The sequence below is a fragment of the Microcoleus anatoxicus genome, from assembly GCF_042465725.1.
GTDB classification, from domain to species: Bacteria; Cyanobacteriota; Cyanobacteriia; order Cyanobacteriales; family Microcoleaceae; genus Microcoleus; species Microcoleus anatoxicus.
Genome location: NZ_CP120853.1, coordinates 440,482 through 465,017, shown reverse-complemented (window position 1 = coordinate 465,017; position 24,536 = coordinate 440,482). Strand labels below are relative to the sequence as shown.

22 protein-coding genes and 1 tRNA gene are annotated in these 24,536 nt (G+C 43.6%); 11 read left to right on the top strand and 12 right to left on the bottom strand.

Going from position 1 to position 24,536, the window contains the following annotated elements; all coding sequences use genetic code 11:
• Positions 1-180 precede the first annotated feature (180 nt).
• Together cpeB and P2A85_RS02090 are read left to right on the top strand one after the other, a co-directional pair.
• The gene (gene cpeB / locus P2A85_RS02095; protein ID WP_096830782.1) at positions 181-735 is read left to right on the top strand and encodes a C-phycoerythrin subunit beta; all 555 of its coding nucleotides are present in this window, start codon (positions 181-183) and stop codon (positions 733-735) included.
• Between the two features lie 76 nt (positions 736-811).
• Positions 812-1,306, top strand: a complete 495-nt coding sequence (locus tag P2A85_RS02090; RefSeq protein WP_096830783.1) for a bleomycin hydrolase — start codon at positions 812-814, stop codon at positions 1,304-1,306.
• A gap of 152 nt (positions 1,307-1,458) precedes the next feature.
• Here the strand turns inward: P2A85_RS02090 and P2A85_RS02085 are convergent, their stop codons facing one another.
• The gene (locus P2A85_RS02085; protein WP_377477255.1) at positions 1,459-1,800 is read right to left on the bottom strand and encodes a hypothetical protein; all 342 of its coding nucleotides are present in this window, start codon (positions 1,798-1,800) and stop codon (positions 1,459-1,461) included.
• A 110-nt stretch (positions 1,801-1,910) separates the two neighbouring features.
• Here P2A85_RS02085 and P2A85_RS02080 point away from each other — a divergent pair, with 110 nt between their 5' ends.
• From P2A85_RS02080 to P2A85_RS02050, 7 genes are all read left to right on the top strand, one after another.
• Entirely contained in the window at positions 1,911-3,200 is a 1,290-nt protein-coding gene (locus tag P2A85_RS02080; protein ID WP_377477254.1) for a HEAT repeat domain-containing protein, read from the top strand.
• Positions 3,201-3,385: 185 nt separating this feature from the next.
• A complete protein-coding gene (locus P2A85_RS02075) occupies positions 3,386-4,000 on the top strand; it encodes a HEAT repeat domain-containing protein (RefSeq protein ID WP_377477253.1) in 615 nt (204 codons plus the stop codon).
• Positions 4,001-4,284: 284 nt separating this feature from the next.
• Positions 4,285-5,304 (top strand): RRXRR domain-containing protein, encoded by a 1,020-nt coding sequence (locus tag P2A85_RS02070; protein ID WP_377477252.1) that lies wholly within the window; start codon positions 4,285-4,287, stop codon positions 5,302-5,304.
• A gap of 28 nt (positions 5,305-5,332) precedes the next feature.
• Positions 5,333-6,706: an AAA family ATPase gene (locus P2A85_RS02065; RefSeq protein ID WP_377477251.1), complete on the top strand. Its 1,374-nt coding sequence runs from the start codon at positions 5,333-5,335 to the stop codon at positions 6,704-6,706.
• Complete coding sequence (locus tag P2A85_RS02060; RefSeq protein WP_377477250.1) at positions 6,703-7,284, top strand: hypothetical protein; 582 nt, start codon at positions 6,703-6,705, stop codon at positions 7,282-7,284. The genes P2A85_RS02065 and P2A85_RS02060 overlap by 4 nt, the downstream gene beginning before the upstream one ends.
• 189 nt (positions 7,285-7,473) lie before the next feature.
• On the top strand, positions 7,474-7,749 hold the full coding sequence (locus P2A85_RS02055) for a CopG family transcriptional regulator (RefSeq protein WP_293150304.1): 276 nt from the start codon (positions 7,474-7,476) through the stop codon (positions 7,747-7,749).
• Positions 7,746-8,108 carry a type II toxin-antitoxin system PemK/MazF family toxin gene (locus P2A85_RS02050; protein ID WP_293338289.1) on the top strand — a complete coding sequence of 121 codons (363 nt, stop codon included), beginning with the start codon at positions 7,746-7,748 and terminating at the stop codon, positions 8,106-8,108. Before P2A85_RS02055 ends, P2A85_RS02050 begins: the two co-directional genes overlap by 4 nt.
• A gap of 96 nt (positions 8,109-8,204) precedes the next feature.
• Here the strand turns inward: P2A85_RS02050 and P2A85_RS02045 are convergent, their stop codons facing one another.
• From P2A85_RS02045 to P2A85_RS02030, 4 genes are all read right to left on the bottom strand, one after another.
• The gene (locus tag P2A85_RS02045) at positions 8,205-8,681 is read right to left on the bottom strand and encodes a DUF2656 domain-containing protein (RefSeq protein ID WP_377477249.1); all 477 of its coding nucleotides are present in this window, start codon (positions 8,679-8,681) and stop codon (positions 8,205-8,207) included.
• Between the two features lie 4 nt (positions 8,682-8,685).
• A complete protein-coding gene (locus P2A85_RS02040) occupies positions 8,686-9,567 on the bottom strand; it encodes a HEAT repeat domain-containing protein (protein WP_377477248.1) in 882 nt (293 codons plus the stop codon).
• Between the two features lie 9 nt (positions 9,568-9,576).
• The gene (locus P2A85_RS02035; protein ID WP_340550188.1) at positions 9,577-9,843 is read right to left on the bottom strand and encodes a hypothetical protein; all 267 of its coding nucleotides are present in this window, start codon (positions 9,841-9,843) and stop codon (positions 9,577-9,579) included.
• A gap of 98 nt (positions 9,844-9,941) precedes the next feature.
• Entirely contained in the window at positions 9,942-10,544 is a 603-nt protein-coding gene (locus tag P2A85_RS02030) for a phycobiliprotein lyase (protein ID WP_377477247.1), read from the bottom strand.
• A 181-nt stretch (positions 10,545-10,725) separates the two neighbouring features.
• Between P2A85_RS02030 and P2A85_RS02025 the strand changes: the two genes are divergently transcribed.
• Complete coding sequence (locus P2A85_RS02025) at positions 10,726-11,547, top strand: pentapeptide repeat-containing protein (RefSeq protein WP_377477246.1); 822 nt, start codon at positions 10,726-10,728, stop codon at positions 11,545-11,547.
• A gap of 186 nt (positions 11,548-11,733) precedes the next feature.
• Here P2A85_RS02025 and P2A85_RS02020 read toward each other — a convergent pair whose 3' ends face one another.
• The 5 genes from P2A85_RS02020 to gcvH all read right to left on the bottom strand — a co-directional run bounded on the left by P2A85_RS02020 (position 11,734) and on the right by gcvH (position 21,305).
• Entirely contained in the window at positions 11,734-13,578 is a 1,845-nt protein-coding gene (locus P2A85_RS02020; RefSeq protein WP_377477245.1) for a DUF6798 domain-containing protein, read from the bottom strand.
• A 7-nt stretch (positions 13,579-13,585) separates the two neighbouring features.
• Positions 13,586-15,736 (bottom strand): hypothetical protein, encoded by a 2,151-nt coding sequence (locus P2A85_RS02015; RefSeq protein WP_377481250.1) that lies wholly within the window; start codon positions 15,734-15,736, stop codon positions 13,586-13,588.
• Between the two features lie 84 nt (positions 15,737-15,820).
• Positions 15,821-16,843 carry an SGNH/GDSL hydrolase family protein gene (locus P2A85_RS02010; protein WP_377477244.1) on the bottom strand — a complete coding sequence of 341 codons (1,023 nt, stop codon included), beginning with the start codon at positions 16,841-16,843 and terminating at the stop codon, positions 15,821-15,823.
• A gap of 124 nt (positions 16,844-16,967) precedes the next feature.
• Entirely contained in the window at positions 16,968-20,042 is a 3,075-nt protein-coding gene (gene gcvP / locus P2A85_RS02005; RefSeq protein WP_377481247.1) for an aminomethyl-transferring glycine dehydrogenase, read from the bottom strand.
• An 873-nt stretch (positions 20,043-20,915) separates the two neighbouring features.
• A complete protein-coding gene (gene gcvH / locus P2A85_RS02000; protein ID WP_340517082.1) occupies positions 20,916-21,305 on the bottom strand; it encodes a glycine cleavage system protein GcvH in 390 nt (129 codons plus the stop codon).
• Between the two features lie 60 nt (positions 21,306-21,365).
• Here gcvH and P2A85_RS01995 point away from each other — a divergent pair, with 60 nt between their 5' ends.
• Positions 21,366-22,208 (top strand): alpha/beta hydrolase, encoded by an 843-nt coding sequence (locus P2A85_RS01995; protein WP_377477243.1) that lies wholly within the window; start codon positions 21,366-21,368, stop codon positions 22,206-22,208.
• Between the two features lie 96 nt (positions 22,209-22,304).
• Here P2A85_RS01995 and gcvT read toward each other — a convergent pair whose 3' ends face one another.
• Entirely contained in the window at positions 22,305-23,456 is a 1,152-nt protein-coding gene (gene gcvT, locus P2A85_RS01990) for a glycine cleavage system aminomethyltransferase GcvT (RefSeq protein ID WP_377477242.1), read from the bottom strand.
• Between the two features lie 957 nt (positions 23,457-24,413).
• Positions 24,414-24,485 (bottom strand) — tRNA-Thr (locus P2A85_RS01985).
• Positions 24,486-24,536 lie beyond the last annotated feature (51 nt).

Genomic DNA, 24,536 nt, shown 5'->3' with positions numbered 1-24,536 from the left:
AACGACATCAGTTAAACGAAAAAATGTAGTTTTCGCGACAAAAGTAACAAATTGTTACTTTGTTTCTCAGGAATGAGACAGAGACATCATCCCAGGGATATATTCAAAACCATCAAGTTCGTCACCAAGTTGACCAACTAAGATAAGAAATAAATTTTCGTCTAAGTTAAGGAGAACTCAATGCTTGACGCTTTTTCAAGAGCTGTAGTTTCAGCCGATGCCAGCACCTCCACCGTCGGTGATATTGCTGCCCTCAGAGCTTTCGTTGCCAGCGGCAACCGACGCTTGGATGCTGTAAACGCGATCGCCAGCAACGCTAGCTGCATGGTTTCTGACGCTGTTGCCGGTATGATCTGCGAAAACCAAGGCTTGATCCAAGCCGGTGGTAACTGCTATCCTAACCGCCGCATGGCTGCTTGCTTGCGCGATGCAGAAATCATTCTACGCTATGTCACCTACGCTTTGTTGGCTGGTGATGCTTCCGTTCTTGATGACCGTTGCTTAAATGGCTTGAAAGAAACCTACGCAGCTTTGGGCGTGCCCACCACCTCCACCGTGCGTGCCGTTCAAATCATGAAAGCTCAAGCCGCTGCTCACATCCAAGACAACCCCAGCGAAAAATTTGCTGGTGCTAAGTTGCGGAAAATGGGAACAATCGTAGTTGAAGATCGTTGCGCCACTCTAGTTGCCGAAGCTTCCAGCTACTTCGATCGCATCATTTCGGCACTGAGCTAGTCCATTGCTAATCGCAATTCGCTCAGCAAAATTGAAACTACGCTCACTGTCAAAATCACTTTAGGAGATTTAGGAAATGAAATCAGTTCTCACCACAGCTATCGCCTCTGCTGATGCAGCAGGCCGCTTCCCTAGCACCTCAGATTTAGAATCAGTCCAAGGTTCTATCCAACGCTCTGCTGCTCGTTTAGAAGCTGCTGAAAAGCTCGGCAACAACCTGGATTCAGTTGCTAAAGAAGCTTATGATGCTTGCATCAAAAAGTATCCTTACTTGAACGAAGCTGGTCAAGCTAACTCCACCGATACTTTCAAAGCCAAATGTCATCGTGACATCAAGCACTACCTGCGCTTGATCCAATACTGCTTAGTTGTTGGCGGCACAGGCCCTCTTGATGAATGGGGTATTGCTGGTCAACGCGAAGTTTATCGCGCTTTGAGCTTGCCTACTGCTCCTTACGTTGAAGCATTGAGCTTTGCTCGTAACCGTGGTTGCACTCCTCGCGATATGTCTGCTCAAGCTTTGACTGAGTACAATGCTCTTCTTGACTACGCCATCAACTCCCTGTCCTAATTAATTAGCAGGTTTGTGATGTCGTGACCGGGTAATTTTTACCCCGACAAGTCTGGGAAATCTGGGTTCGTTGCATTACCAATTTTGGTAAGGTAAGAGTCAAGAATTCCTAGGCTTGTTATTTTGTTTTAATAGGCATATGCTAATTTCTATCAGGCATCGGGCACAGTTTCTTCCTGATTCCTTCTTCCTGATTCCTTCCCCCCTTGGGGGGGGGCTGGGGGGGGTTCTTCTTCCTGATTCATTCCCCCCTTGGGGGGGGGCTGGGGGGGGTTCTTCTTCCTGATTCCTTCTTCCTGATTCCTTCCCCCCTTGGGGGGGGGCTGGGGGGGGGGTTCTTCTTCCTGATTCCTTCTTCCTGATTCCTTCCCCCCTTGGGGGGGGCTGGGGGGGGTTCTTCTTCCTGATTCCTTCTTCCTGATTCCTTCCCCCATTGGGGGGGGCTGGGGGGGGGTTCTTCTTCCTGATTCCTTCTTCCTGATTCCTTCCCCCATTGGGGGGGGCTGGGGGGGGTTCTTCTTCCTGATTCCTTCTTCCTGATTCCTTCCCCCATTGGGGGGGGCTGGGGGGGGTTCTTCTTCCTTCTTCCTTCTAATATAATTTTATGGATAAACGATTTTTTAGTTTTTTTAATTTAACAGAAGATCAGGCGATCGCCCTTTTGGATACGCCCCAAGCTGAAATTGGCGAAGAAGATTCCCGCTACATCGCTGCTTCCCACCTGATCAATTTCTCCACAGATCGATCGATCGCAGCATTGATCCGAGCCGTACAGCAAACCGATCCAGTGCTGGAAAACCGGATTGTGCGCCGCAAGTCGGTGGAAACCTTGGGAAGACTGCAAGCTGTGCTAGCATTGCCGGTGATTCGCACCTGTCTGGCCGATAATGACTGCTACACGGTGGAAAATGCAGTTTGGGCGATCGGCGAAATTGGCACTCAAGATGCAGATGTTTTAGAAGAAGTTGCTCAATTGCTAGATAAACCAGGACAAACTTACCGAGTAATTATCCACACTTTAACTAAGTTAGATTATCAGCCAGCCTTAGCCAGAATTCGTAAATTTGTCGATGATATTGACCCGCCGACTGCTAGTTCTGCGATCGCCGCAATTTGTCGCTTAACCAGAGACTTTTCTCAAATGGGCAAAGTTGTCGCCATGTTGCAACACAAAAATGTCCTAGGGCGCAGATTATCCATCCAAGATTTGATTGATGCGCGTTACTACGATGCCATCCCCAATATTGCCAGATGTCCCGTATCTTTAGTCTTTCGGCTGAGAGGAATTAGGATGTTAGCCGAAGCAGGAATTGCTGATAAATCCCTGACTTTTTCTACCATTCAGCCTTATTTGGAACAAACCTTAAGAGACTATCCAACAGATTTAGATTTAGTACATAGTTATGAAAAATTACCAGATTTATCCTTTTTGATTCGCCAGTTATACGAAACAGATTTTGGACGTTGCTATTTAGCGGCTAAAACGATTCTTGAAAATTACTCAGAGGAAGCGCCAGCCGCCCTATTTGCAACGTTTGCAGAAGAAGCAAATAATGACTATGGAGCGCATTTTCATGTGGTAAAATTGTTTGGTTGGTTAAAACATTCGACCGCCTACGATTTGTTATTGGAAGCTTTGAATAACTCCCAACCCCAGTTTCAGAAATCCCGTGCGGCGGCGGCGATCGCCCTGGGGGAACTGGGAGAACAGCGGGCGATTCCAGAATTGAAAGCCTGTCTGGAAACTAAAATCTGGGATTTGAAGTATGCTGCATTAATGGCACTAGAAAAACTTGGTGATGTCAGTGGTTATGAAGTTGCTGCGGCCGACCAAGATTGGTTAGTTCAAGCTAAAATAGATGCTCATACTTCTTTAACATCCGAATTATCTTAATAGGGCATAGGGCATCGGGCATCGGGCATCGGGCATCGGGCATATCCCACTTTTTTGAGAACCGCTATACATCTGTCAACTATCAACTGTCAACTATCAACTATCAACTGTCAACTATCAACTGTCAACTATCAACTATCAACTGTCAACTATCAACTGTCAACTGCTATAAAACCCCAAAAACCATGACAACCGATGCTTTGTTTGAACAACTAAAACACCCGAATCCTCATATGCGCGATCGGGCGATGTTTGAAATTGCTGATTCCCGCGATGAAAATACAATTTCTCGATTGGTGGGCATTTTAGATGATGAAGATGTCACCTATCGTCGGGCGGCGGTGAAGGCCTTGGGTGCGATCGGTGAGGATGCCATACCACCCGTGGTTGACGCCATGTTAAACAGTGAGAATGTGACTGTGCGAGGGAGTGCGGCGAAGGTATTGGCGCAAATTGCGATTAATTATCCAGATTTGCCTTTCCCAGAAGTCGGTTTGCAGGGATTGAAAAAGGCGATCGATGACGCTAATCCTGTGGTTCATATTGCAGCCGTGATGGCCTTGGGGCAGATGGGTTCGTCTGCGTTTGAGATTTTGGTGGAATCGCTGAATACAACGGATAATGTAGCGGTACAGGTGGCGATCGTGAGTGCGCTGGCTTCTGTGGGCGATCGACGTTGTATAGAAGTTCTCACCACCTTTGCCAATGATGAAACCGTGGATTCCTACGTGCGGGAATCAGCGACAAGTTCTTTATCGCGGTTGGATTTGGTGATGAATTATAAGCGTGCAGATAGTTAGGTTTATGGCTGCATAAAGACTAAACTGAGGCACATTGCAATCTAAGGAAGACACCAGTCACTAACCCCGCCTGATCGGGACGGGGCTTGCTAGAAACCAAGCCAGAGGCGGAATGCAAGGTAAGCGAAGGCTAAGTAGGACTAGACAACGGTTGAGAAACCAATTTGAACTAGCTGAAGATGGCACTTCAAAAGACGTTACAGGCGCTCTTCCTAACCCGTAACCACTCTGTTAGTCAAAGTCGAAGGGAATTAAACAATCAGGCTTATCGCCAAACAAACGCTATGCAATACGTCCCTGTCGTGGACTTCGATCAACGTCCTTTAATGCCAACAACACCAGCAAGGGCAGAGCGTTGGATTAAGTCCAGAAAAGCAACGCCATTCTTTCGCAAAGGAGTATTTTGTGTTCGATTAAATGTCCAACCTTCAACTCGTCATACGCAACCCGTAGCTGTTGGGATCGATCCCGGATCTAAACGTGAAGGGTACACGGTAAAATCAAAAGCTCACACTTACATCAACCAACAATTTCATGCTGTTGATTGGGTAAAAGATGCCGAAGAAGCTAGTACCAATACCAGACGCGCTCGACGTTATCGAAAAACACCCTATCGGCCCAATCGCCAAAATCGCAAGCGTGGCGGGATTCCCCCTAGCACTAAAGCGCGCTGGCAGATCAAGATTCGAGTAGTCAAAGTTTTAGCAGCAATTTTTCCCATCTCTCATATTGGTATTGAGGACGTTAAAGCTACGACAAAAAAAGGCAGTAAGACATGGAATACATCGTTCTCTCCTCTTGAAGTAGGAAAGCAGTGGTGTTATTCCGAGTTGGAAAAGATTGCGCCTGTCACTAAGTTTGACGGATACCATGACACATTCCTAACTCGTCAAGAATTGAGTTTAAAAAAGTCTAAAGCCAAGCTGTCAAATGAGTTCAAAGCTCATTGTGTTGACTCTTGGGTACTAGCTTATTTGCTAGTAGGTGGTGATTCTTTCCCAGAAAACACAACAGTGATGGAATGCAAACCAATCCGAATTTATCGCCGACAATTGCACGTTTTCAACCCAGGTTCAGATGGCGTTCGCCGTCCCTATGGTGGCTCTATGTCGCAAGGATTGAAGCGTGGAGGAATTGTTAAACACCCCAAATATGGAAAGTGCTACGTAGGTGGTGAGGACGCTAAAAAATCTCGGATTAGCTTACACAGCCTTGATACAGGTAAACGCTTGTGTCAAAATGCAAAACCAACAGATTGTAAGTTCTTAGCTTACAATTCCTGGAGAACTGTCAAGCCGTCCTAAAAGGACGGGGTTTCTACCCAATTTTCTGATGAAAATTAAAGTCAAAAATCTTGGTGCCCTAAAACAAGCCGAATTCACCCTGGGCGAGTTGACAATTATTTGTGGCGGCAACAATACAGGAAAAACCTATGCTACCTATGCACTGTTTGGCTTTTTGTTTACTTGGCGGCAGATTTTGGCGATCGCAATCAACGACGACAAAATCCAACAACTCCTTGCTGACGGCGTAATTCATCTAGATATACAAAAATATGTCGAACAGGCTGAGCAAATTGTTTCTAAAGCTTGTCAAGTTTATACACAGCAATTACCTCAGATTTTTGCAGCGCCAGCTAAAAGATTTAAAAAAACAGAGTTTCACGTAAACCTAGACATCAAAAATATTAGTTTAACAGGCAAATTTGAACTAACCATAGGATCTGCCAATGTCGAATTATTCTCGATGACCAAAAGAGAAGAGAGTAAAGAATTAGTTGTCACATTGCTAGTTGAAAAAGAAAAGGCAAAAATTCCCAATGAAATACTTAAAAAAACCATTGCCGATGCACTGAAACATATCATTTTCGACGAAATTATTCCTCGTCCTTTTATCGCTAGTGTAGAGCGAACTGGTGCAGCTATTTTTCGCAAAGAGTTGAATTTTGCCCGTAATAGATTGCTTGAACAAATGGGTAAAAGCAACAATAATATCAATCCAATGGAGCTTTTATTTAAAGCTGCTTATCAGGACTACGCTTTGCCAATCAACACAAACGTTGACTTTACAAGGGAACTGGAAACCATTGTCAAGAAAAGCAGTTTTATTGCCGAGAAACATCCTGATATACTGGAGTATTTTGCTGACATAATCGGTGGCCAATACACTGTTACCCGTAATGATGAACTTTATTATGAGCCCAATGGTAAAAAGCTCAAGCTTTCTATGGATGAAAGTTCTAGTGCTGTACGTTCTCTATTAGCCATCGGTTTTTACCTCAAACATGAGGCTCAAATTGGCGATTTATTGATGATAGATGAACCCGAATTGAATCTACATCCTGAAAACCAGTGCCGCGTCGCACGTCTATTTGCTCGCTTGGTAAATCTGGGTATTAAGGTTTTTATCACTACCCACAGCGATTACATTATTAAAGAATTGAATACGTTGATTATGCTTAACCACGATAAACCTCATCTGAAGCAAATTGCTGAAGAAGAAGGTTATAGGGAAGTAGAACTAATTTCGTCTAACAAAATCAAGGTTTATATTGCGGAAGAGACAGGGAAGACAAAAACAAATAAATGTCAAACTCTTACACCAGCCGATATCGATCCTGAAATGGGTATTGAAGCCCGCAGTTTTGATACAACCATTGAAAAAATGAACCGGATTCAGGAAGCGATTGTCTGGGGTGAGGATTGATGTGTGATATTGCGATCCTCAAAGAGATGATTCAAGAAAGTGCTACAGTTCCATTGGAAGAACACAAAGGTAAAAAGCAAGTTATACTCAAAGAGCCTAGTGCTGACTATTCTGTAACGATTGATGGAATGCCTGATGATGCTCAAGTTATTGTCATTAAAGCCGATGCTTTCCTAGCACCAAGCAAGATTTTTACCAGCTTAAAAGGTCAGTGTAGACGCGCAGATTTTGTGATCATTGCTGATACTCCCACAGAAAAAATCATCTTTTGTATTGAGATGAAGAAAAAGAAAGGCCAGACTAGAAACATTATCCAGCAACTAACGGGCGCAAAATGCTTTGTTGATTATTGTAAGGAAATCGGCAAAGCATTTTGGCATCAACAAAACTTCCTTGATGCTTATGAATATCGTTTTGTCAGTATCGGTCATATTAGCATTCCCAAAGGAAAAACACGCAATAATCGCTCAACTGAGACTAATGACCGTTTAACTGAGATTCATGACCGTCCTGATAGGATGCTGAAAATTAGTAGACCCAATAAACTTCAGTTCAATCATTTAATCTACGGGAGATAGATAGTGTGGTGAACGTCAAAATCAGCGCTTCGGGACTTAGCTTTTACTTTCCAAGCAACTTTTCACCTTTTACCCCTTTCTCCTTTCAACCTTAAAACATCCTCGATCGCCTAATCCATCACTATTTTGAAAAAAAGAGTTAAGATAGATATCTAGAGAACATTCAGGTTTCATTTAGGAGTGATTTTCATGTCTAATCCTACAATTGAAGCAAAAATCAGTCTCCCTGCTAATTTACTAGAAGCGACTGATAAAGCAGTAAACCAGGGAAAAGCCAAGAGTCGTGATGAATTTATTATGCGGGCTATTTGTCGAGAATTAGCAGCGCTGAAACGAGCTGAAATTGATGAAGCACTAGCAGAAATGACAAGCGATCCAGAATATCAAGCTGAAGTTTTACAGATGGAGGCTGAATTTGCTACAGCTTCTTGGGAGGCTTTTAAATTAGCGGAGTCTCAAGAATGAAAAGAGGAGAGGTTTATTTAGCTCGTCTCGATCCTGTGGAAGGTTCTGAACAAGGGGGAAATCGTCCGGTGATTATAGTCAGTCGCGACGTAATTAATGCTAGTAGTCCAGTCGTTTTGGCAGTTCCCTGTACCACTTATCAACAAAACAAGCGCATTTTTCCATCTCAGGTTTTGATTAAAGCTCCTGATGGAGGATTAGAAAGGGATTCAATTGTTAAAGCGGATCAAGTGCGGGTATTGGCAAAAACTAGACTTTTGCAAATGCTGGGAAAGCTTTCAGAGGCAAAAATTGCCGAACTTAATCGCGCTTTAATGATTGCTTTAGATTTACCAGGACAAGATGATGAGGAAAGTTGAAAAATGGCAGACTAAGTATCGAGTGACGTTTGGTTGTTGTTTCAACAGTATCAATCAAAAAGATATCACGGCTGGTTAACTCAGCCTTTTATCCTTTTACCCTTTTCTCCTTTCAACCTTAAAAACATCCTCAATACTTTTCCCAGCCGTTTTATCCTCCCAGCCCATCGCCATCAAGAAACTCTCAGCAGACTGAGTTTCCACCACATCAACCCCCCATTCTCCGGTTTGTAGCGCCTCAACATCGCTACTCAATGGCGGAGTCTTCTTCAACCCCGCTAAAATCAAAATATCAGGAAAAGAATCATCGGCTTTCCCTTGACTCTTTCGCTTATCTACCAAAGCTTGAGCGCAAAATTCCCCAACTTGAGGTGGCGCAAAATCATGAGTAGAAAATAAAATTTCTACCATCCAATGAGCATGATTTAATTGACGACACTTAATCTCAGGATATTGGCTTAAACCATCAACAAATACCAGAGTCAAATCTTCCCGACTCAAGGGTGGAAAAACACCCTCTGCTATATCAAAATTATGAGAAAGCAGCATCCGCCCGGTTCCAGATTCAGTCATGTTTTTACTTAATTTGAGAAATTGCTAACTTAATCACACCTTGAATCGCCACTTCCGATTCCTTCGCTAATGCAGCTTGTAGCGGTTCGATCGCACTTCGATCGCCTACTTTCATCAAAGACAAAGCCGCCGCCCTGCGAGTTTCCCCATCACCACCATCCAGTAACTCAATCAGATTGGGGATTGCAGGCTTATAGGCGAGATTTCCCAAAGCAGCAGCCGCCTCACAACGCACATCCACATCAACATCCGTCAGAGACTTAACCAAAATCTCAAATAACTCCGCTTTGGGCTCTTCCTGTGCAACTTTGGCGATCGCACCTACCACCGCACCACGCACCACAGGCGAATCTGAAGCTATGGCTTGATACAAATACTCCTTCGCCCCCGCCCCAATAAACGCCAACGCCCAAGCCGCATGACCGATCGTACTTTCCGGCAAATCCTTCGATGCTAAAATATCCAACAAAGCCTGCACAGACGGCTCCCCAATCCTCGCCAGCGCGCCAATAGATGAACCCTTAACCACCGTATCCTGATCGTTCAACAAAGCATGAATTAGATGAGGAACCGCCGTCGGATCGGCAATCAAAGTCAGAGTTTTAGCCGCCGCACGTCGCACCACGGGATTAGGATGATTTGCCAAACCATCCAACAAAACAGGAGTCGCAGCTTCACCAATTTCCGCCAAAGTTTCCGCGAAACGCAGTCGAGTCATCCCCCGCGAATCTCCCATACATTCAACCAAGCGCTTCAAAATCTCAGAATCATTAGCATCGAAAGTATCTAAATCTATTTGTTCAGTAACTTCCCGCAGAAAAGCATCTGCTTTTGCATGAGCCAATACAATTGGATCGTCCTGAGATTGATCGCTAGCATTAACCATAGTTATCCCCTAATTATTAGTAGTTATAGCAGCCAATTGAGCGCGGAGACTCTCAAGTCCAGCATCAATTTTAGCCAGTTCCGGCTCAATTTTAGCCAGAGCTGGTTTCTGGGGTAGCTTTGCCTTTTGTGCCGCAGCGATCGTTTCACTCACCAAACGTTCCCGATACCGCTCAAATTCCGCAATCACTTCCACCAATTCTTCAGCATTTATCTGTGTTGAATCCTCGGCAGATTCATCAATATCAGATGGTGTTAATTCTTCGTTTTCAGACATAGTTTTGATATTTTGATAATTAGTCCGCGGAGGCGGACTTTGTTTTTGTAGCCGCGATTTCAATCGCCTGGTATTTTTGCTTTAATATGACTTTAACCTCAAACCGCAGCAACCCCAGAAACTCTCAAGCGATTTTGTTCCAGCATCTCTTCTAAAACAGACTGAGAAATACAACGACGCTCAGAACAGTATGCCATTTGTTTAACCCCATTGCTCATTTGAACGGTCATCACCCGTACCCGAAAATGATCGTTAATAAACCAACAGCGTTCCTGTCCTTGATTTGTCTCATATTCCGTCTCAATAGTCAACACCCCATCCTCAGCAAAATTGTAAATACCAATTACGGGAATGCCTTCAACGTAGCCGCGATTTCGCAGAAACTTGCCCATCTTGGGGTTATTGGGATTCGGTACATCGATCAGAATTGCAGCATAATTTTGGTTCGGGGTAGCATCATCCAAATTATCCTGCCACATGAAACTGCATCCCCCACTAACTAAAGCGGGATCTACATTCTGCTGTTGACAAACTTCCAAGACTCTGGGATCATCTATGGACAAGAGATCAACGATCACATTAGATTCTCCCGACTCATCAGCAGCAGCAGTATCAAAATTATGGACTGTTCGCTGAGTGAACCAAACGCCCTCACTTTTGCGAAAGAAATCCATCATAGTCATCGGTGGTGTTAGCAGCATTTCTGTGTCAACTTAGGGAGAGGAACCGAGCAAATCCCCTTGTGAAGAGGGATGGGAGGAGGAAAGGATCGGATTTTGGTTAAGAAAATTAACAAAAGGCGATCGCACAACAGTCAAATTCTAGGATAAAGGACACCGGACAACTTTGAGCAATTCCATCAATAAATCTTCAAAAAACCTAATGACACTTCATCAACACTCATTTTTCCTCTCAGAACCGCTGACTCTCGCAGAAGTTTTACAAACTATTGAGCAAGGTAAAAGTCTAGCTCAAACCAACCTCCAGGGAATCAACCTCAGCCAGATGGATTTATCCGGGATGGACTTGAGCGGCACCAACTTAATCGGGGCGAACCTCAGCAAAACCAATTTACAAGGTGCAAATCTCCAAGGAGTTGATTTACGGCGGGCTAGTCTCAGAGACGCCAATTTGAGCGGTGCAAATTTACAAGCAAGTTATCTATTTCGGGCAGATTTACAAGGTTGCAATTTAGTCGATGCCAACCTAGAATCTGCTAAATTCAAATTAGCATTATACGATCGCCATACGCTGTGGCCAGAAGGATTTAATTACCAAAAGATCGAAGCAATTGGGCCAAAAGCTAGTCTCAGTGGGGCTTTTTTGAATACAGCAAACCTCAGAGGAGCAGATTTGAGTTACTGCAATCTGCGAGGTGCTTATCTCAATGGAGCCGATTTAACCGGCGCAAATTTAGAGGGAGCAGCCTTAAGTGGCGCAACTCTTCAAAATGCTTTACTCACCGGTGCTTATTTGCGGAATGCAATATTAATTGGCGCTGAGTTACAGGGAGCAGATTTACGGGCTGCTGATTTGACAGGGGCGAATTTAGAACAATTAAAAAGTATTGCTGGTGCTGATTTTAGTTTAGTACAAGGGTTGACCGAGGAAGCGAGAGCCATGCTGTGCAGTCGTAGTTCCAAGGAGTTAGGTACTTGGAACTCTTTTACTCGTAATAATACGGCTCAAAGTCTGGCTTGTTAAATCAATTCCGGTAGATTGATTTTGGTATAATCCCAATTTTTGTAGGTGCGGGTTTTACAAACAATAATTGCCTAAAACCCACAATCTCCTAAACCCGCCCCACTCAAAGATAAGCCACTTCTTCCTTCTTCCTTCCGCCCTTGGGGGGCAGAGGGGGTAGCCCCATTCCCAATTCCCAATTCCCCATTACCTAATTTTATACAGTATCCATTTGCCTTGTTTGTCTGTTATTTCCCCTTGAATATTAGGATGCCAGTCACTACGAGTTAGGATATAATCGGCGCGATACTTTCTAGCAACTGCGACTAAATCGCTACTATTGCGGCGACTGAATAAGTCATTTCCTCCCCAAATCATTTGCGGATTCAAGGAGACTCCTAACACGCTTTCCATGCGATTTTGCCATTCTTTGATACCTGTTTCTGTCAAGGGAAAGTTCTTGAAGTTGACTACAACTGCTCTTTGGGAAAAGTATTGAAAACTGGTGACTGAGGGTGGAATTAATACCAGTGCATCTAGACTGCTAGTTTTGGAGAAGCGTAGGGCTAATTGGTTTAAGTCGTCTTGGGGAATGGCATTGATATTAATTCTAGTTTGAAATATATCTAACAGGGGTTTGGGGATAATTCCGGCTATTCCTAAAACTAAAATGCTGGTAGTGAAGAAAGCTAATAGATAGGTAGCTACTTGTTTTATTGCTGTAGAAAATGAGAGTTTTTCTAAGATGAAGGGAAACGCTAGAATTAAAAATAAAACAGGTATGCTAATTATCCTCTCTATTATTTCTCCTGAATTAGTCAGTGGATATATTAAGCTACCAATTAATGTTGCTGCGGTAAAAATCCACGGCAAAATAGTGTAAGGTTTGGGGATGGTATATTTTTGGGTTTGCCAAATTGATACAAATACAAATAATCCTAAAAATAAAATACCTCGGTTGGGTAAAGTCAGGATAATGAGCAATAACAACGCCATAGCTAGCTGTTTTGCTTGGTAAAGTCTATCGATTAGCAAACTGATAGCGATAAATATAATTATTTGAGCAAAAGGTACGGTTCTGGCTAACTGGAGTTTGGCAATTAAAGCCACTGGGTAAAATTCTACAAATAGGTAATTTAACAATAAGGCAAAAATTGATGTAGCAATAACTATATAAAAGTTAATTTTGTCTGTTTTTCGCAGTGTATTCGTATTTTTGATGCAAAGCAAACCGCCAATAATTAAACAGATAAAGTTTAACCAATTGTTGCCCACATTCCAATTAGAGGGGAGGATGTGGTGGGGATTGCGAATTTTTGCGTGAATGTAGACAAACTCGGCATTGTTCATAGTATGAGTGCCGGTAGTACCTGTTAATAACATCGGTAAATAAACGATACTTGCCATTGTGGCTAAAAGTGCGATCGCCAAAATTAGATTTTTGAACCTTCGCTGTTTTACAGATTCAAGAATCAGCACAGGCATCATCATTAACCCCGGCAACAAACCAACTAGAAATTGCAACAAACAAGCTAGTCCAAAACAGAAATATCCTGTCAGCCATTTCTGACGCAAACTAAAGTAAATTCCCCAGATTGCGAAACCCATTGCAAAGGTACTGGGTACGGATTTGGTAGAAAATATCAGCGTGTTCCCAACATCTGTAAATGAGGATGCTAAACATAAAAAAGTCATGGCTGCTGCGGGCAGTTTTGCGTTAGTATATATGTTGACAATGGCATGACAAGCTAGGACAACTGAACCAAAGGCTAGGAATTGATAAATAAAATGTACTAAGGGAATACTTAACCCTAGATTTGCCAAGAAATAAATGATATGATAATAGTAATATCTAGGATTAAATTTAACCATTTCCTGAACATGATAGTCATTTTTATAGAGTTCAGGATTTAGGAGATGTAGGATTTGTGGCAATTCGGGAAAGTTGCCTCCTACGGGAAATTGATAGCCTGTTGCTATCAACGCACCGATGATAACAAAGGTATAGATGGATAAGTTAAAATACCAGTTAGATTTTTGAGATTTCTGCATTGACGGTTCAACTTTTTTGAGTTGATATGGTTAAATTGTTAATTTCCAGTTGACATTGGTTGGTTAAGTCTTGTTTATTGGTACTGAATACCTCAAGGAGTAAATAATTGGGATTTTTTCCCTCAATTAAGAGATTTAATTTGGGTAAAGCAGTTGAATTATAAACTGTTTCACTAGAGTTGATTAATTTACCTTGATTGTTCCACAAAGTCAACCGCAGGGAAACTCCCTGACATTGTTTGTTAGGTAAATTAAGTTGGCCTAAGATTGTATTTTTTGCGGAAAGGGAACCTAAATATAAAAAAGATGTATCAATTTGCTGGGAATTTTTAATGGGATGAGTTACAATATGATATAAGTTATGAGCTTCTTTGGTAACAGAATAATTAGGGCTGGTGTAAACAGACTGATTTAAGCCGATCCAATCTAATTGAGTGCCTGGTTTTTCGCCTATTTGCTGCTGCATAGCGTGAAGGGTTTTGATGGCTGTCGCGATCGCACTTGGGCGCATTCTCCGGTAAACTCTGACTATGACACCATTTTCTAGCTGAAACTGTTCGGGTAAAAGCTCAAAATCACGGGAAATTTCCCAATTTTGAGTAAAAGCATCATAGACAACTTTAACAACATCTTGCTCCCCTGGGCGCAAAACCTGTTCATCACTCAGCAACACCTGCTGAAAAGGCGTAGCAACCACCACATATTGCGACATCAACAACTCCGGTAGCGGGTAAGTATCGCGAGAGTCAATTAATGGCCTACCAAGAGTGTTTAATTTCCACCAACCCTCCGGCGGATTCAACTTACGGTTAGCTTGTTTAAGAATATTAGCATTAAAACTATTAGAAGCACCAGCAATATAAATTGGTTCCTGATTGGGCGCAATTTTTCTCAGAAACTCAACCAATTTTACCACTTCGCCGTAGTCCGATCGCACTAAAGGCCCAAAACTAGCCACAAACAGCGCAGAAAAATCAAACTTCAGCGGAATTAACCCCAAAACTGCATTCACAGTCAGATACAAACCAGCTACACCCAGCATCACATATCGAACTTTGCCTTGGAATGTCAGCCAACTTGTCCAGAAAAATGCCGATAATCCTAAAAGTGCGATCGGTGTAACATGAATTGTATAGTGCAAATAGCCATAACGCAAGACCAAAAGCCATGCAATCAGTGACAAAATCCCAAATATGGAAACAAAAACCACAGCCTCACCAACGAGAAGCCCCGTCATCATTCCCGCCGAAAAACCAATCACAACCAACAGCCAAGTTCCCAAACCGTAAAAAGAAGCATAACGAGTTAAAATATCAGGAACCGACAAACTCCAAGCCAAATATAAATTGCGGTAATCAACCGTCAGAGCACTGCGAGTAAAATCTCCAGCCACCAGCATTAAAACAGCCAAGCTAGTTGCCGCAATCAAACCCAACTTAACCCCAGAAATTAACAATACAAATATAGCTTGACTTTGCCTACTTTTATAGGTTAAAATAAAATTGATTAAATACTGAAATATAGCAGCACCAAAAAAGGCGATCGCACTATAAGCAAAATGTCGCCTAAACAAAATCGCCATAGCCAGCGAACCGCCAATCAACAGAATTTGCCACCAATATTTTAGCTTAACATCATGCAGATAAACTAAAATTGCCAAAGCTAAAAAAACACAACCACCAGTATCCAAATATCCCCGTAAAGTCGGAATCCAACTCATCGGAATCAGCAAACTAATCGCTACAGTTGACCAAAACACCTGGCGCGAATCGAAAAGAATTAGCTTAGCAGAAATCGCCCCCAACAACAAACGAAAGGGCAACACATAAATCAGAGACACACTGAGAATATAACTCAACCGAGAATCACCAAACAATAGCAAAAACGGCACTAAAGGCACCGAAATCAAAAGATTCTTCTCCTTAGCCAGCGATTCTATAACTGCACGTAATGCCTGATCTGGCGATTCCCGAAAAGACTTAACAAGTTCCACTGTAGCATTATTATAACCAGCATAATCCCACCAATAAAAAGTGTATTCCTTAGAAACATAAATAGAGGTTACTACAACCGTCACCCCCACAAGTAACAACAGGAAAAACCCATCAGCCAGAGACTTGCGACTCCACTTAAAAAAAACAAAATCAAATAACCTCATCAACCTAGCCACCCCAAATAAACAACACCCAAACCTCCTCTTCCCTCTTCCTTCGTACCCTTAGCGCCTTCGCGGTTCGTTAACTTAATTTAAAAAATTAGCTTGTAAAAAACCTTCCAACTTTTCTGCATATTGCCGATTAGCGATCGCACTTGGATGCAAATCATGAGGTAAATTATTATTAGCAGGTATTTTTAAATCAACAGAAATATCCACAGTCGCAATACCCTCCCCATTCAACTCCGCCAACATTTTAGCAGAACCAGGGTTAATACCCGCAACCACCAGCTTCACCCCATTCGCCTTAGCCAAACGGTTAAACTCTGCAATAATTGCCTTAGAAACCTCATGGCTTCTATAAAATTCCTCCTCAAATAGATTGTAATTAACCTCCAGAAAATTCACTAAAGCCGACACCCGCATCAACGGCAACTCATGATAATCAAGTTGTGCCATAGTATAGGTAAAACCCTGTTGTTTATTCAACCTAGCATCAGGCTGAAACAAAACACCCAGTTTATTCCAATCAGCCAATTGCTTTCTTCTCGCCCTCGAAAAAGTATTGCGTCTGTCATGAAAACCCGCATAGGCAATCACAGCAATTTTCGGTTTATTTCCTTGCTTAATTGCTTGTTTAAACTGAATCAACGAGTGGATAGTTCCATAGCCATTAACACCAAAATTGACAATTTCATATTGTGGTAATTTCTCCTGTAGCAACCAAGCATAGGTTTCGCTGTCATTCAAGGACCAACCGTAGGTAAAAGAACAGCCAAATATCCAAATTTCTGGTTTTTTTGACTGTAATTTGTAAGTATTCAGAGGGTGCGTAATTCTTAAACTATTGTTTAAGTGAGTAGCATTAAATGAGTAATTACCGTTAAGTGTTACTTGAAACTTTCCTGGCAAATGCTTGTATCCAAGTTCAGAATCCTTAGTAAAAAAATTACCTTTGGGTTCAACTGCAACATCAACATTTTCTCTTTGCCAGGGTTTGTATCCCGCAACTCGTAAGACAATTTCGGCACTACCGACAGATAGAAATATGGGAAAAATTAGATAGGTTATTAATCTGAAAGCAAAGTTTTTAGCAATATTTTTATTCATATTTTATAGATTAAAAGGTATTTAGGAGAAAAAATCTCCTAAATTACCTAGTTTTATCCAAAGTTGATGTCTCTAGAGTGAGATGTGGGCGATGGGAGGGGATTTAGACTCAGGGATGACAATCTTAATTGTAAGCTTCCATGGGCAAACAAGAACAGACAAAATTGCGATCGCCAAACGCATTATCTATCCTACCCACCGCAGGCCAAAACTTATGTTCGCGAGTCCAAGGTGTTGGATAAGCCGCTTGGGCGCGAGTATAAGGAAGATTCCACTCATCAACCATCAGAGATTCTGCGGTGTGAGGTGCATTTTTCAACACATTATTTTTCGCATCAACATTCCCATTTTCAATCTCCGCAATTTCCCCACGAATCGCAATCATCGCATCGCAAAAACGGTCTAATTCCTGCTTCGATTCACTTTCCGTCGGTTCCACCATCACCGTACCCGCAACTGGCCAAGAAACCGTCGGCGCGTGATAGCCGTAATCCATCAGCCGTTTAGCAATATCTTCCACTTCAATAGCCGCCGATTTTTTCAGATTTCGCAAATCCAAAATACATTCATGGGCGACTAAACCAGATTTCCCTTTATACAAAACTGGATAATAGGATTCTAACCGTTTTGCCATGTAATTCGCATTCAGAATTGCAACTTTTGTCGCCTCAGTTAAACCAACTCCTCCCATCATCCGAATATACATCCAAGAAATAGTCAAAATGCTCGCACTTCCCCAAGGCGCAGCCGAAACAGCACCAACAGATTCTATCTTGCTCCCCCCCGATTGTAGGGGCGGTGCCCCCGTGCCCGCCCTCTTTTGGGGGGGGTAAGCTCTTAATTCTGCATCAGTAGAAGGCAAAAATTCCACCAAATGAGACATCACCCCAATGGGCCCCATACCAGGCCCGCCACCACCGTGAGGAATACAGAAAGTTTTGTGCAAATTCAAGTGACAAACATCAGCACCAAAATCACCGGGACGACACAAACCAACTTGGGCATTCATATTTGCGCCGTCCATATAAACCTGTCCCCCAGCTTGATGGACAATCTCGCAAATCTCTTTAATCTCTTCTTCAAAAACGCCGTGGGTAGATGGATACGTCACCATCAAAGCAGCTAGTTCATTTTTGTGCTTTTCAGCTTTTTTCTGCAAATCAGCAACATCAATATTTCCCTGAGAGTCGCAATTAACCGCAACTACTTTCATCCCCGCCATCACCGCACTAGCTGGATTTGTCCCGTGGGCTGACTGGGGAATCAAACAAATATTGCGGTGAGATTCGCCGCGATTTTCGTGGTATTGACGAATTACTAATAAACCCGCATATTCCCCTTGGGAACCAGCGTTTGGTTGCAAGGAAATTCCGGCAAAACCAGTGATTTCTGCCAGCCATTGTTCGAGTTGCACGAACATCATTTGATAGCCACGAGTTTGATGGCTTGGTGCGAAGGGATGAATCTTGCTAAATTCTGGCCAACTCACCGGCAACATTTCCGCTGTGGCATTCAATTTCATCGTACAGGAACCCAAGGGAATCATTGAGGTATTCAGCGATAAATCCTTGGCTTCCAATCGGTGCATATAGCGCAAAAGTTCAGTTTCCGAGTGGTAGCTGTTAAAAACAGGATGAGTGAGATAGCTGCTGGTGCGATCGCAAAAAGCAGGTAACATTAAAGATGAAGTAACAGCATCTCCATCTAGGGAAATTTTCAGCACATCCTTAGCCTCAGCCCCAATACCATCCGAATCCTGGGCAAAAATTGTCCACAATTCTTGAACATCTGCCGCCGTCACAGTTTCATCCAGACTAATTCCCACTGTTTTTTCATCAAACACCCGGAGATTTATCTGGTGATTTTCCGCCGCTTTTAAAAGTTCAGCAAGTGGCTTATCTCCCAACTCGACGCGCAGAGTATCAAAGAAAGGTGCAGCACCAATTTTGTATCCCAAACCTTCCAAACCGGCAGCTAAAATAACAGTTAAACTGCGTACTTGTTCCGCAATTTGTTTGAGTCCCTGGGGCCCGTGATACACAGCATACATACCCGCCATCACTGCTAGCAAAACTTGAGCTGTACAAATATTGCTAGTTGCTTTTTCGCGACGGATATGCTGTTCGCGAGTTTGCAATGCCAAACGTAAAGCAGATTTGCCATTAGCATCCTTAGAAACGCCAACAATTCGCCCTGGAACTTGCCGTTTAAACTCTTCTCGCGTGGCGAAATAGGCTGCATGAGGCCCTCCGAATCCCAGGGGGACTCCGAAGCGCTGAGTGCTTCCTACGGCTATGTCAGCGCCGAATTCCCCTGGGGGTGTAAGTACGCAAAGGCTCAAAATGTCGGCGGCCACCGTGACTAAGGCTCCCACTGCGTGGGCTGATGCGATAAAATCTGTGTAGTCGTAAATTGCGCCGTCTGTTGCAGGGTATTGTAGCAGGGCACCGAAGATTGTGCGATCGCACTTAAAGTCTCGATGGTCGCCCACAATCACCTCAATTCCCAGGGGCTTAGCGCGAGTTTGCACAACTTCAATGGTTTGAGGATGGCAATCTTGAGCCACAAAAAACGAATTGCGCCGGTCACTGAGCGTAGTCGAAGTGTTGAGCGTAGTCGAAGTGCTGAGCGTAGTCGAAGTGTTGAGCGTAGTCGAAGTGTTGAGCGTAGTCGAAGTGTTGCTCACGCCGTAACTCACCGCCATCGCTTCCGCCGCCGCAGTCCCTTCATCCAGCAAAGAAGCGTTGGCAATTTCCAAACCTGTGAGCTCAATAATCATGGTTTGGAAATTCAGCAAAGCTTCTAATCGCCCTTGGGCAATTTCAGCTTGATAGGGAGTGTAAGCTGTATACCAGCCAGGATTTTCTAGGATATTGCGCCCAATTACCGGAGGTGTGATGCAGTCGTGATATCCAGTGCCGATGTACGATCGAAATACCTCATTTTTTGCAGCAATTTCTTTCAATTCGGCCAATGCAGCATACTCGCTTTTTGCAGCAAGTAATTCCAGGGGTTGCTGAATGCGAATCGCCGCCGGAATTGTCTTGTCAATCAAATCATCGAGGCTATCGATGCCCAAAACATCGAGCATTTCCTGGATTTCCCTTGGTGTCGGGCCAATGTGCCGGCACGCAAAACCATCGATGGGAGTGAGCTTTTGCTGCTGATTCGACTCAATTTGAGAACTGTAGAGTACCAAGGCGGATTCTCCTGAATAGACTTTTGCTTCTTTGTTTTTAACATTTTGCAACGGAAGAGGGGAGATTTTCTCCGTCTCTCCAAGTCCGATAGTCCGATAGTCCCACAATCGGATAGTCCGATAGTCCCACAATCGGATAGTCCGATAGTCCCACAATCGGATAGTCCGATAGTCCGATAGTCCCACAATCGGATAGTCCGATAGTCCGACAGTCCGATAGTCCCACAATCGGATAGTCCCACAATCGGATAGTCCCACAATCGGATAGTCCCACAATCGGATAGTCCGACAGTCCGATAGTCCCACAATCGGATAGTCCGACAGTCCGATAGTCCCACAATCGGATAGTCCGACAGTCCGATAGTCCGATAGTCCGACAGTCCGATAGTCCCACAATCGGATAGTCCGATAGTCCGACAGTCCCACAGTCCGATAGTCCGACAGTCCCACAGTCCGATAGTCCGATAGTCCCACAATCGGATAGTCCCACAATCGGATAGTCCGACAGTCCGATAGTCCCACAATCGGATAGTCCGATAGTCCGATAGTCCGACAGTCCCACAGTCCGATAGTCCGATAGTCCCACAATCGGATAGTCCGACAGTCCGATAGTTCGATAGTCCCACAGTCCGATAGTCCGACAGGGGTTGAAACCCCTGTCTCATAGCTAAAGTCGTCTGAAGACGACTGTAGATTAAGCTGGGCGATTGAAATCGCTCTCGAAAGTCAAACGAAGTCTGCTTCGGCAGACTAAGAGATAAAGGGGTATTTAAGCCGCATTGGCTATCAGTCGTCTAAAGACGAGTTGTGCTAAAAGCCCCGTGGAGTTCAACCCCTGGCGGATTGTGGAAGAATCAACCAACCCCCTTTTCCCTATTCCCCTTCCACCATTTTGCGATACTCTTCGACTGACAAAGCCTCATTCGCTTCACTGGAATCTGCCACGCGCACTTTCAACAGCCACCCAGCGCCATAGGCATCTTCCGCTAAATTCTCAGGAGATTCTACAATGGCATCATTGCGTTCGATGACAGTGCCGGTAACGGGTGCTTTCAAGTCTTCCACAGCTTTCACTGACTCGACTGTACCGAAAGCTTCGCCTTTTTCCAGGGTTGCGCCTACTTCTGGCAATTCCAGAAATACGATATCACCTAGTTGATCCACGGCAAAGGCGCTGATGCCGATAGTAGCAATTTCGCCTTCGAGTCGGATGTATTCGTGGGTGTCTAGGTATTTCAAGTCCTCTGGGTATTCTAGTGCCATGTCTTTTCTCGCAATAAATAAACTATCAACTAAATCTTATTAAACTATGGTCATTTAGTGATGGCAAACAAGAATAGAAAAAATATTAAACGCTTGCTTTTCGGAGAATTTTCTTGGAAACGACTGATGCGCTCTATTATTTTTATTTACGCATTTCTGTGTTTTTATGCTTTCTTTTTTTCAGAAAGGCTAATTTTTCAACCTCCATCATCTAGCCAGAATGATAGCAGGGAAGTTATCAAAATTAACTCAGCTAATGGCTTGAAAATTTCTGCCGTTCATTTTCCTAACCCCCAAGCTAAATATACCATACTTTACAGTCACGGGAATGCGGAAGATTTGAGCGGAATTTTGTGGGTACTCAGAGAGATTCGAGATAGCGGTTTTGCTGTGTTTGCCTATGATTATCAAGGTTACGGTACCAGTCAGGGAAAGCCTTCGGAGTATAATACTTATCGTGATATTGAGGCTGCTTACAATTATTTAACCCTAAAGTTGGCAGTACCTGCAAAGCAAATTATTGTTTACGGGCGTTCTGTGGGTGGTGGCCCGGCCATTGATTTGGCTTCGCGGCAAACAGTCGGTGGTTTGGTGGTTGAAAGTTCGTTTGTTTCGGCTTTTCGGGTGTTGACGCGGATTCCGATTTTACCTTTTGATAAGTTTGTGAATATTGATAAGATTGGCAAAGTGCGATCGCCTGTTTTGGTGCTTCACGGTAAGGCTGATGAGGTGGTTCGTTTTTGGCATGGAGAGCAGTTATTTGGGTCCTCCAACGAGCCGAAATTGAATTTTTGGGTCGAGGGGGCCGGTCACAATGATTTGATGGATGTGGCTGGCGATCGCTATGCTAAAACTTTGCGAAAATTTGCTAAGCTTGTAGATGAATCTTCTCGACGAATTTGAGCAACGGGCTCGCGTGCCCGTTCCACAAGAAGAAATACATTTTATGGTGGGGTGGGCACGCGAGCCCGCCCCTGAATTAATCCTAACTTACTTAAGTTAACTCGGTCGGTTTGGCGATCGATAAAATGGTTTTTTCACCACCCTAGCTGGATAGTTTTTGCCGCGAATTTCGACTTCTAATTCCTGACCAATTTTAGCTAGTTTTGTGGGAACATAGGCAAGGGCGATCGGTTTATTCAAAGTCGGTGATAATGTACCGCTAGTAACTTCTCCTACTTTTTCATTTTCAAATATTACCGGATAGCCGTGACGCGCAATGTGCTTCCCTGCCATTTCTAGCCCTACTAACCGCTTGGAAACTCCACTCGCTTTCTGCTGTTCCAAAACCTCGCGGCCAATAAAATCGCCTTTGGTATCTAGGTGAACAACCCAACCTAATCCGGCTTCTAAAGGTGTCGTATTATAGTCGATATCTTGACCGTACAATGCCATTGCGGCTTCTAAACGCAAGGTGTCTCTCGCACCCAAACCGCAGGGTACAACGCCGGCAGTTAATAATTGTTGCCACAGTTCTTTTCCTACTGCTGCATCCACCATAATCTCAAACCCATCTTCACCTGTATAGCCAGTCCTAGCGATAAAACTTGGCTGTCCCAACAGGTTTGTTTCTAAGTGACCGAAGGTTTTAATTTGCGTGAGGTTGTCTGCCACTAAAGGCTGGAGGTAACTGATAGCTTCCGGCCCTTGAAGGGCGATTAAAACTTTGTCATGTGAAATGTCTGTAAAACTGACACCGCTTAATTCTAAATGGGCTGCGATCCAAGCTTTGTCTCGGATGCGAGTGGCGGCGTTGACAATGATGACTGCCCGTTCTTCGCTAGTGGTGGCATCGGGTTCTTGGCAGTAGAAAATAATGTCGTCTAAGATGCAGCCTTGGGCATTTAACAATACTGTATATTGAGCTTGACCTGGTTGCAATCGACTTAAGTCTGAGGGCACTAAGGGTTGAAATTTTGCTCTTAATTGTTTCCCTCTCAAACCAAATTTTCCCATGTGGGAAATGTCGAACATTCCTACTTGCGATCGCACTGTTTGATGTTCGCGGCTCAGACCGCTGTACTGCACCGCCATCTCCCACCCGGAAAATGGGACCATCCGAGCTTTGAGTTCTAATGATAGGTCGTACAGAGGTGTGCGGGCAAGTGGACTCGGATTCTCTGGATTGTTGGATTCAGTTGAATTTGCCACAGGTAGCGCTTTGGTTGCGAGTAGAGTATTCTGATTTTAGCAAACATTGAGTTGGTATTTGTGGGCGATCGACTTTGCCGGTAAATACTGCAAAACTCACGCAATGTCAAGGCTTTTGACGATTCAAAAGTGCTTAATCCCAAATCTAAAATCTAAAAAATATGACTCTCTCGTAATTATGGTGATAAGTAATGATTATGAGCTAGCAAAATCTAGGGTTTCAGCTTTCCTTATTCAGGAATTTAGTATTATTTGCTACATTTTACACCCAAGATCCGAGAGAGCCAGTTGATACCGAAGATTGCAGCGATATATACTCATTTTGAGTTGAAACCGGGACTGATCCAGTAATAGGGAAAGACTGAAGGGCAATGGTTAAAATCCAACCGGGAAGCAAAATAAAAAGTATTGTTAATGTTTTTCTTTCCAAACGATACATAGTCGGGATAGGGCATTGCCACGACTTAAAATGAACAGGTCAACTGAGTAAAACTACTTCGGTAGTATTGGTCGATGAAGTGTTAAGAATCCCCGCACATGAAAGGTCGGGGAGTATGTCAAAAAGGTATTGATGCCCAAGATGTAGCGCGGTGGGTGGTAATAGCCCAGAGATGATCTACAGGCACTACGCGGGCAACAGGCGTGATTTACAGGTTCCAGAAATCTAAGGCGCGAAAAGCCTTGCCTATAACTGTTCGGGGGCGCTTGTCGCCCCCTGAAGCCGACTGAACTGCTTAACGAGTTAAAAGCGTGGCGTAAAAAGTCGAGGGCGGACTTGGCTGATGTAGAGGTGTTTTTGGAAATACTTGGGTACTCAGGAGGGTAAAGCCGTGGTTGTGTAAATCATAGACAAGTCATAGACAAACCATATACAAGTCATAGACAAGTCATAGACAAAATAAAGGTTATACAGCATTCACGAGCTGTATAACCCTTGAAAATAGGTGGTTTTTTGTAAGCCGATGGTGGGATTTGAACCCACGACCGTTCGATTACGAATCGAATACTCTACCCCTGAGCTACATCGGCACAGACAATTAATAAGATTAGCATAATCGCCAGAAAAAAAGCAATGAGTTG

What these genes read in the sequence shown, in the direction of transcription:
- P2A85_RS02040 (WP_377477248.1), bottom strand. Translation starts at nt 9,567, where the DNA reads ATGGTTAATGCTAGCGATCAATCTCAGGACGATCCAATTGTATTGGCT.
- P2A85_RS02055 (WP_293150304.1), top strand. Translation starts at nt 7,474, where the DNA reads ATGTCTAATCCTACAATTGAAGCAAAAATCAGTCTCCCTGCTAATTTA.
- gcvH (WP_340517082.1), bottom strand. Translation starts at nt 21,305, where the DNA reads ATGGCACTAGAATACCCAGAGGACTTGAAATACCTAGACACCCACGAA.
- P2A85_RS02025 (WP_377477246.1), top strand. Translation starts at nt 10,726, where the DNA reads ATGACACTTCATCAACACTCATTTTTCCTCTCAGAACCGCTGACTCTC.
- P2A85_RS02010 (WP_377477244.1), bottom strand. Translation starts at nt 16,843, where the DNA reads ATGAATAAAAATATTGCTAAAAACTTTGCTTTCAGATTAATAACCTAT.
- P2A85_RS02065 (WP_377477251.1), top strand. Translation starts at nt 5,333, where the DNA reads ATGAAAATTAAAGTCAAAAATCTTGGTGCCCTAAAACAAGCCGAATTC.
- P2A85_RS02080 (WP_377477254.1), top strand. Translation starts at nt 1,911, where the DNA reads ATGGATAAACGATTTTTTAGTTTTTTTAATTTAACAGAAGATCAGGCG.
- P2A85_RS02030 (WP_377477247.1), bottom strand. Translation starts at nt 10,544, where the DNA reads ATGCTGCTAACACCACCGATGACTATGATGGATTTCTTTCGCAAAAGT.
- P2A85_RS02085 (WP_377477255.1), bottom strand. Translation starts at nt 1,800, where the DNA reads ATGGGGGAAGGAATCAGGAAGAAGGAATCAGGAAGAAGAACCCCCCCC.
- P2A85_RS02090 (WP_096830783.1), top strand. Translation starts at nt 812, where the DNA reads ATGAAATCAGTTCTCACCACAGCTATCGCCTCTGCTGATGCAGCAGGC.
- P2A85_RS02020 (WP_377477245.1), bottom strand. Translation starts at nt 13,578, where the DNA reads ATGCAGAAATCTCAAAAATCTAACTGGTATTTTAACTTATCCATCTAT.
- P2A85_RS02050 (WP_293338289.1), top strand. Translation starts at nt 7,746, where the DNA reads ATGAAAAGAGGAGAGGTTTATTTAGCTCGTCTCGATCCTGTGGAAGGT.
- P2A85_RS02045 (WP_377477249.1), bottom strand. Translation starts at nt 8,681, where the DNA reads ATGACTGAATCTGGAACCGGGCGGATGCTGCTTTCTCATAATTTTGAT.
- P2A85_RS02075 (WP_377477253.1), top strand. Translation starts at nt 3,386, where the DNA reads ATGACAACCGATGCTTTGTTTGAACAACTAAAACACCCGAATCCTCAT.
- P2A85_RS01995 (WP_377477243.1), top strand. Translation starts at nt 21,366, where the DNA reads ATGGCAAACAAGAATAGAAAAAATATTAAACGCTTGCTTTTCGGAGAA.
- P2A85_RS02035 (WP_340550188.1), bottom strand. Translation starts at nt 9,843, where the DNA reads ATGTCTGAAAACGAAGAATTAACACCATCTGATATTGATGAATCTGCC.
- cpeB (WP_096830782.1), top strand. Translation starts at nt 181, where the DNA reads ATGCTTGACGCTTTTTCAAGAGCTGTAGTTTCAGCCGATGCCAGCACC.
- P2A85_RS02015 (WP_377481250.1), bottom strand. Translation starts at nt 15,736, where the DNA reads ATGAGGTTATTTGATTTTGTTTTTTTTAAGTGGAGTCGCAAGTCTCTG.
- P2A85_RS02070 (WP_377477252.1), top strand. Translation starts at nt 4,285, where the DNA reads ATGCAATACGTCCCTGTCGTGGACTTCGATCAACGTCCTTTAATGCCA.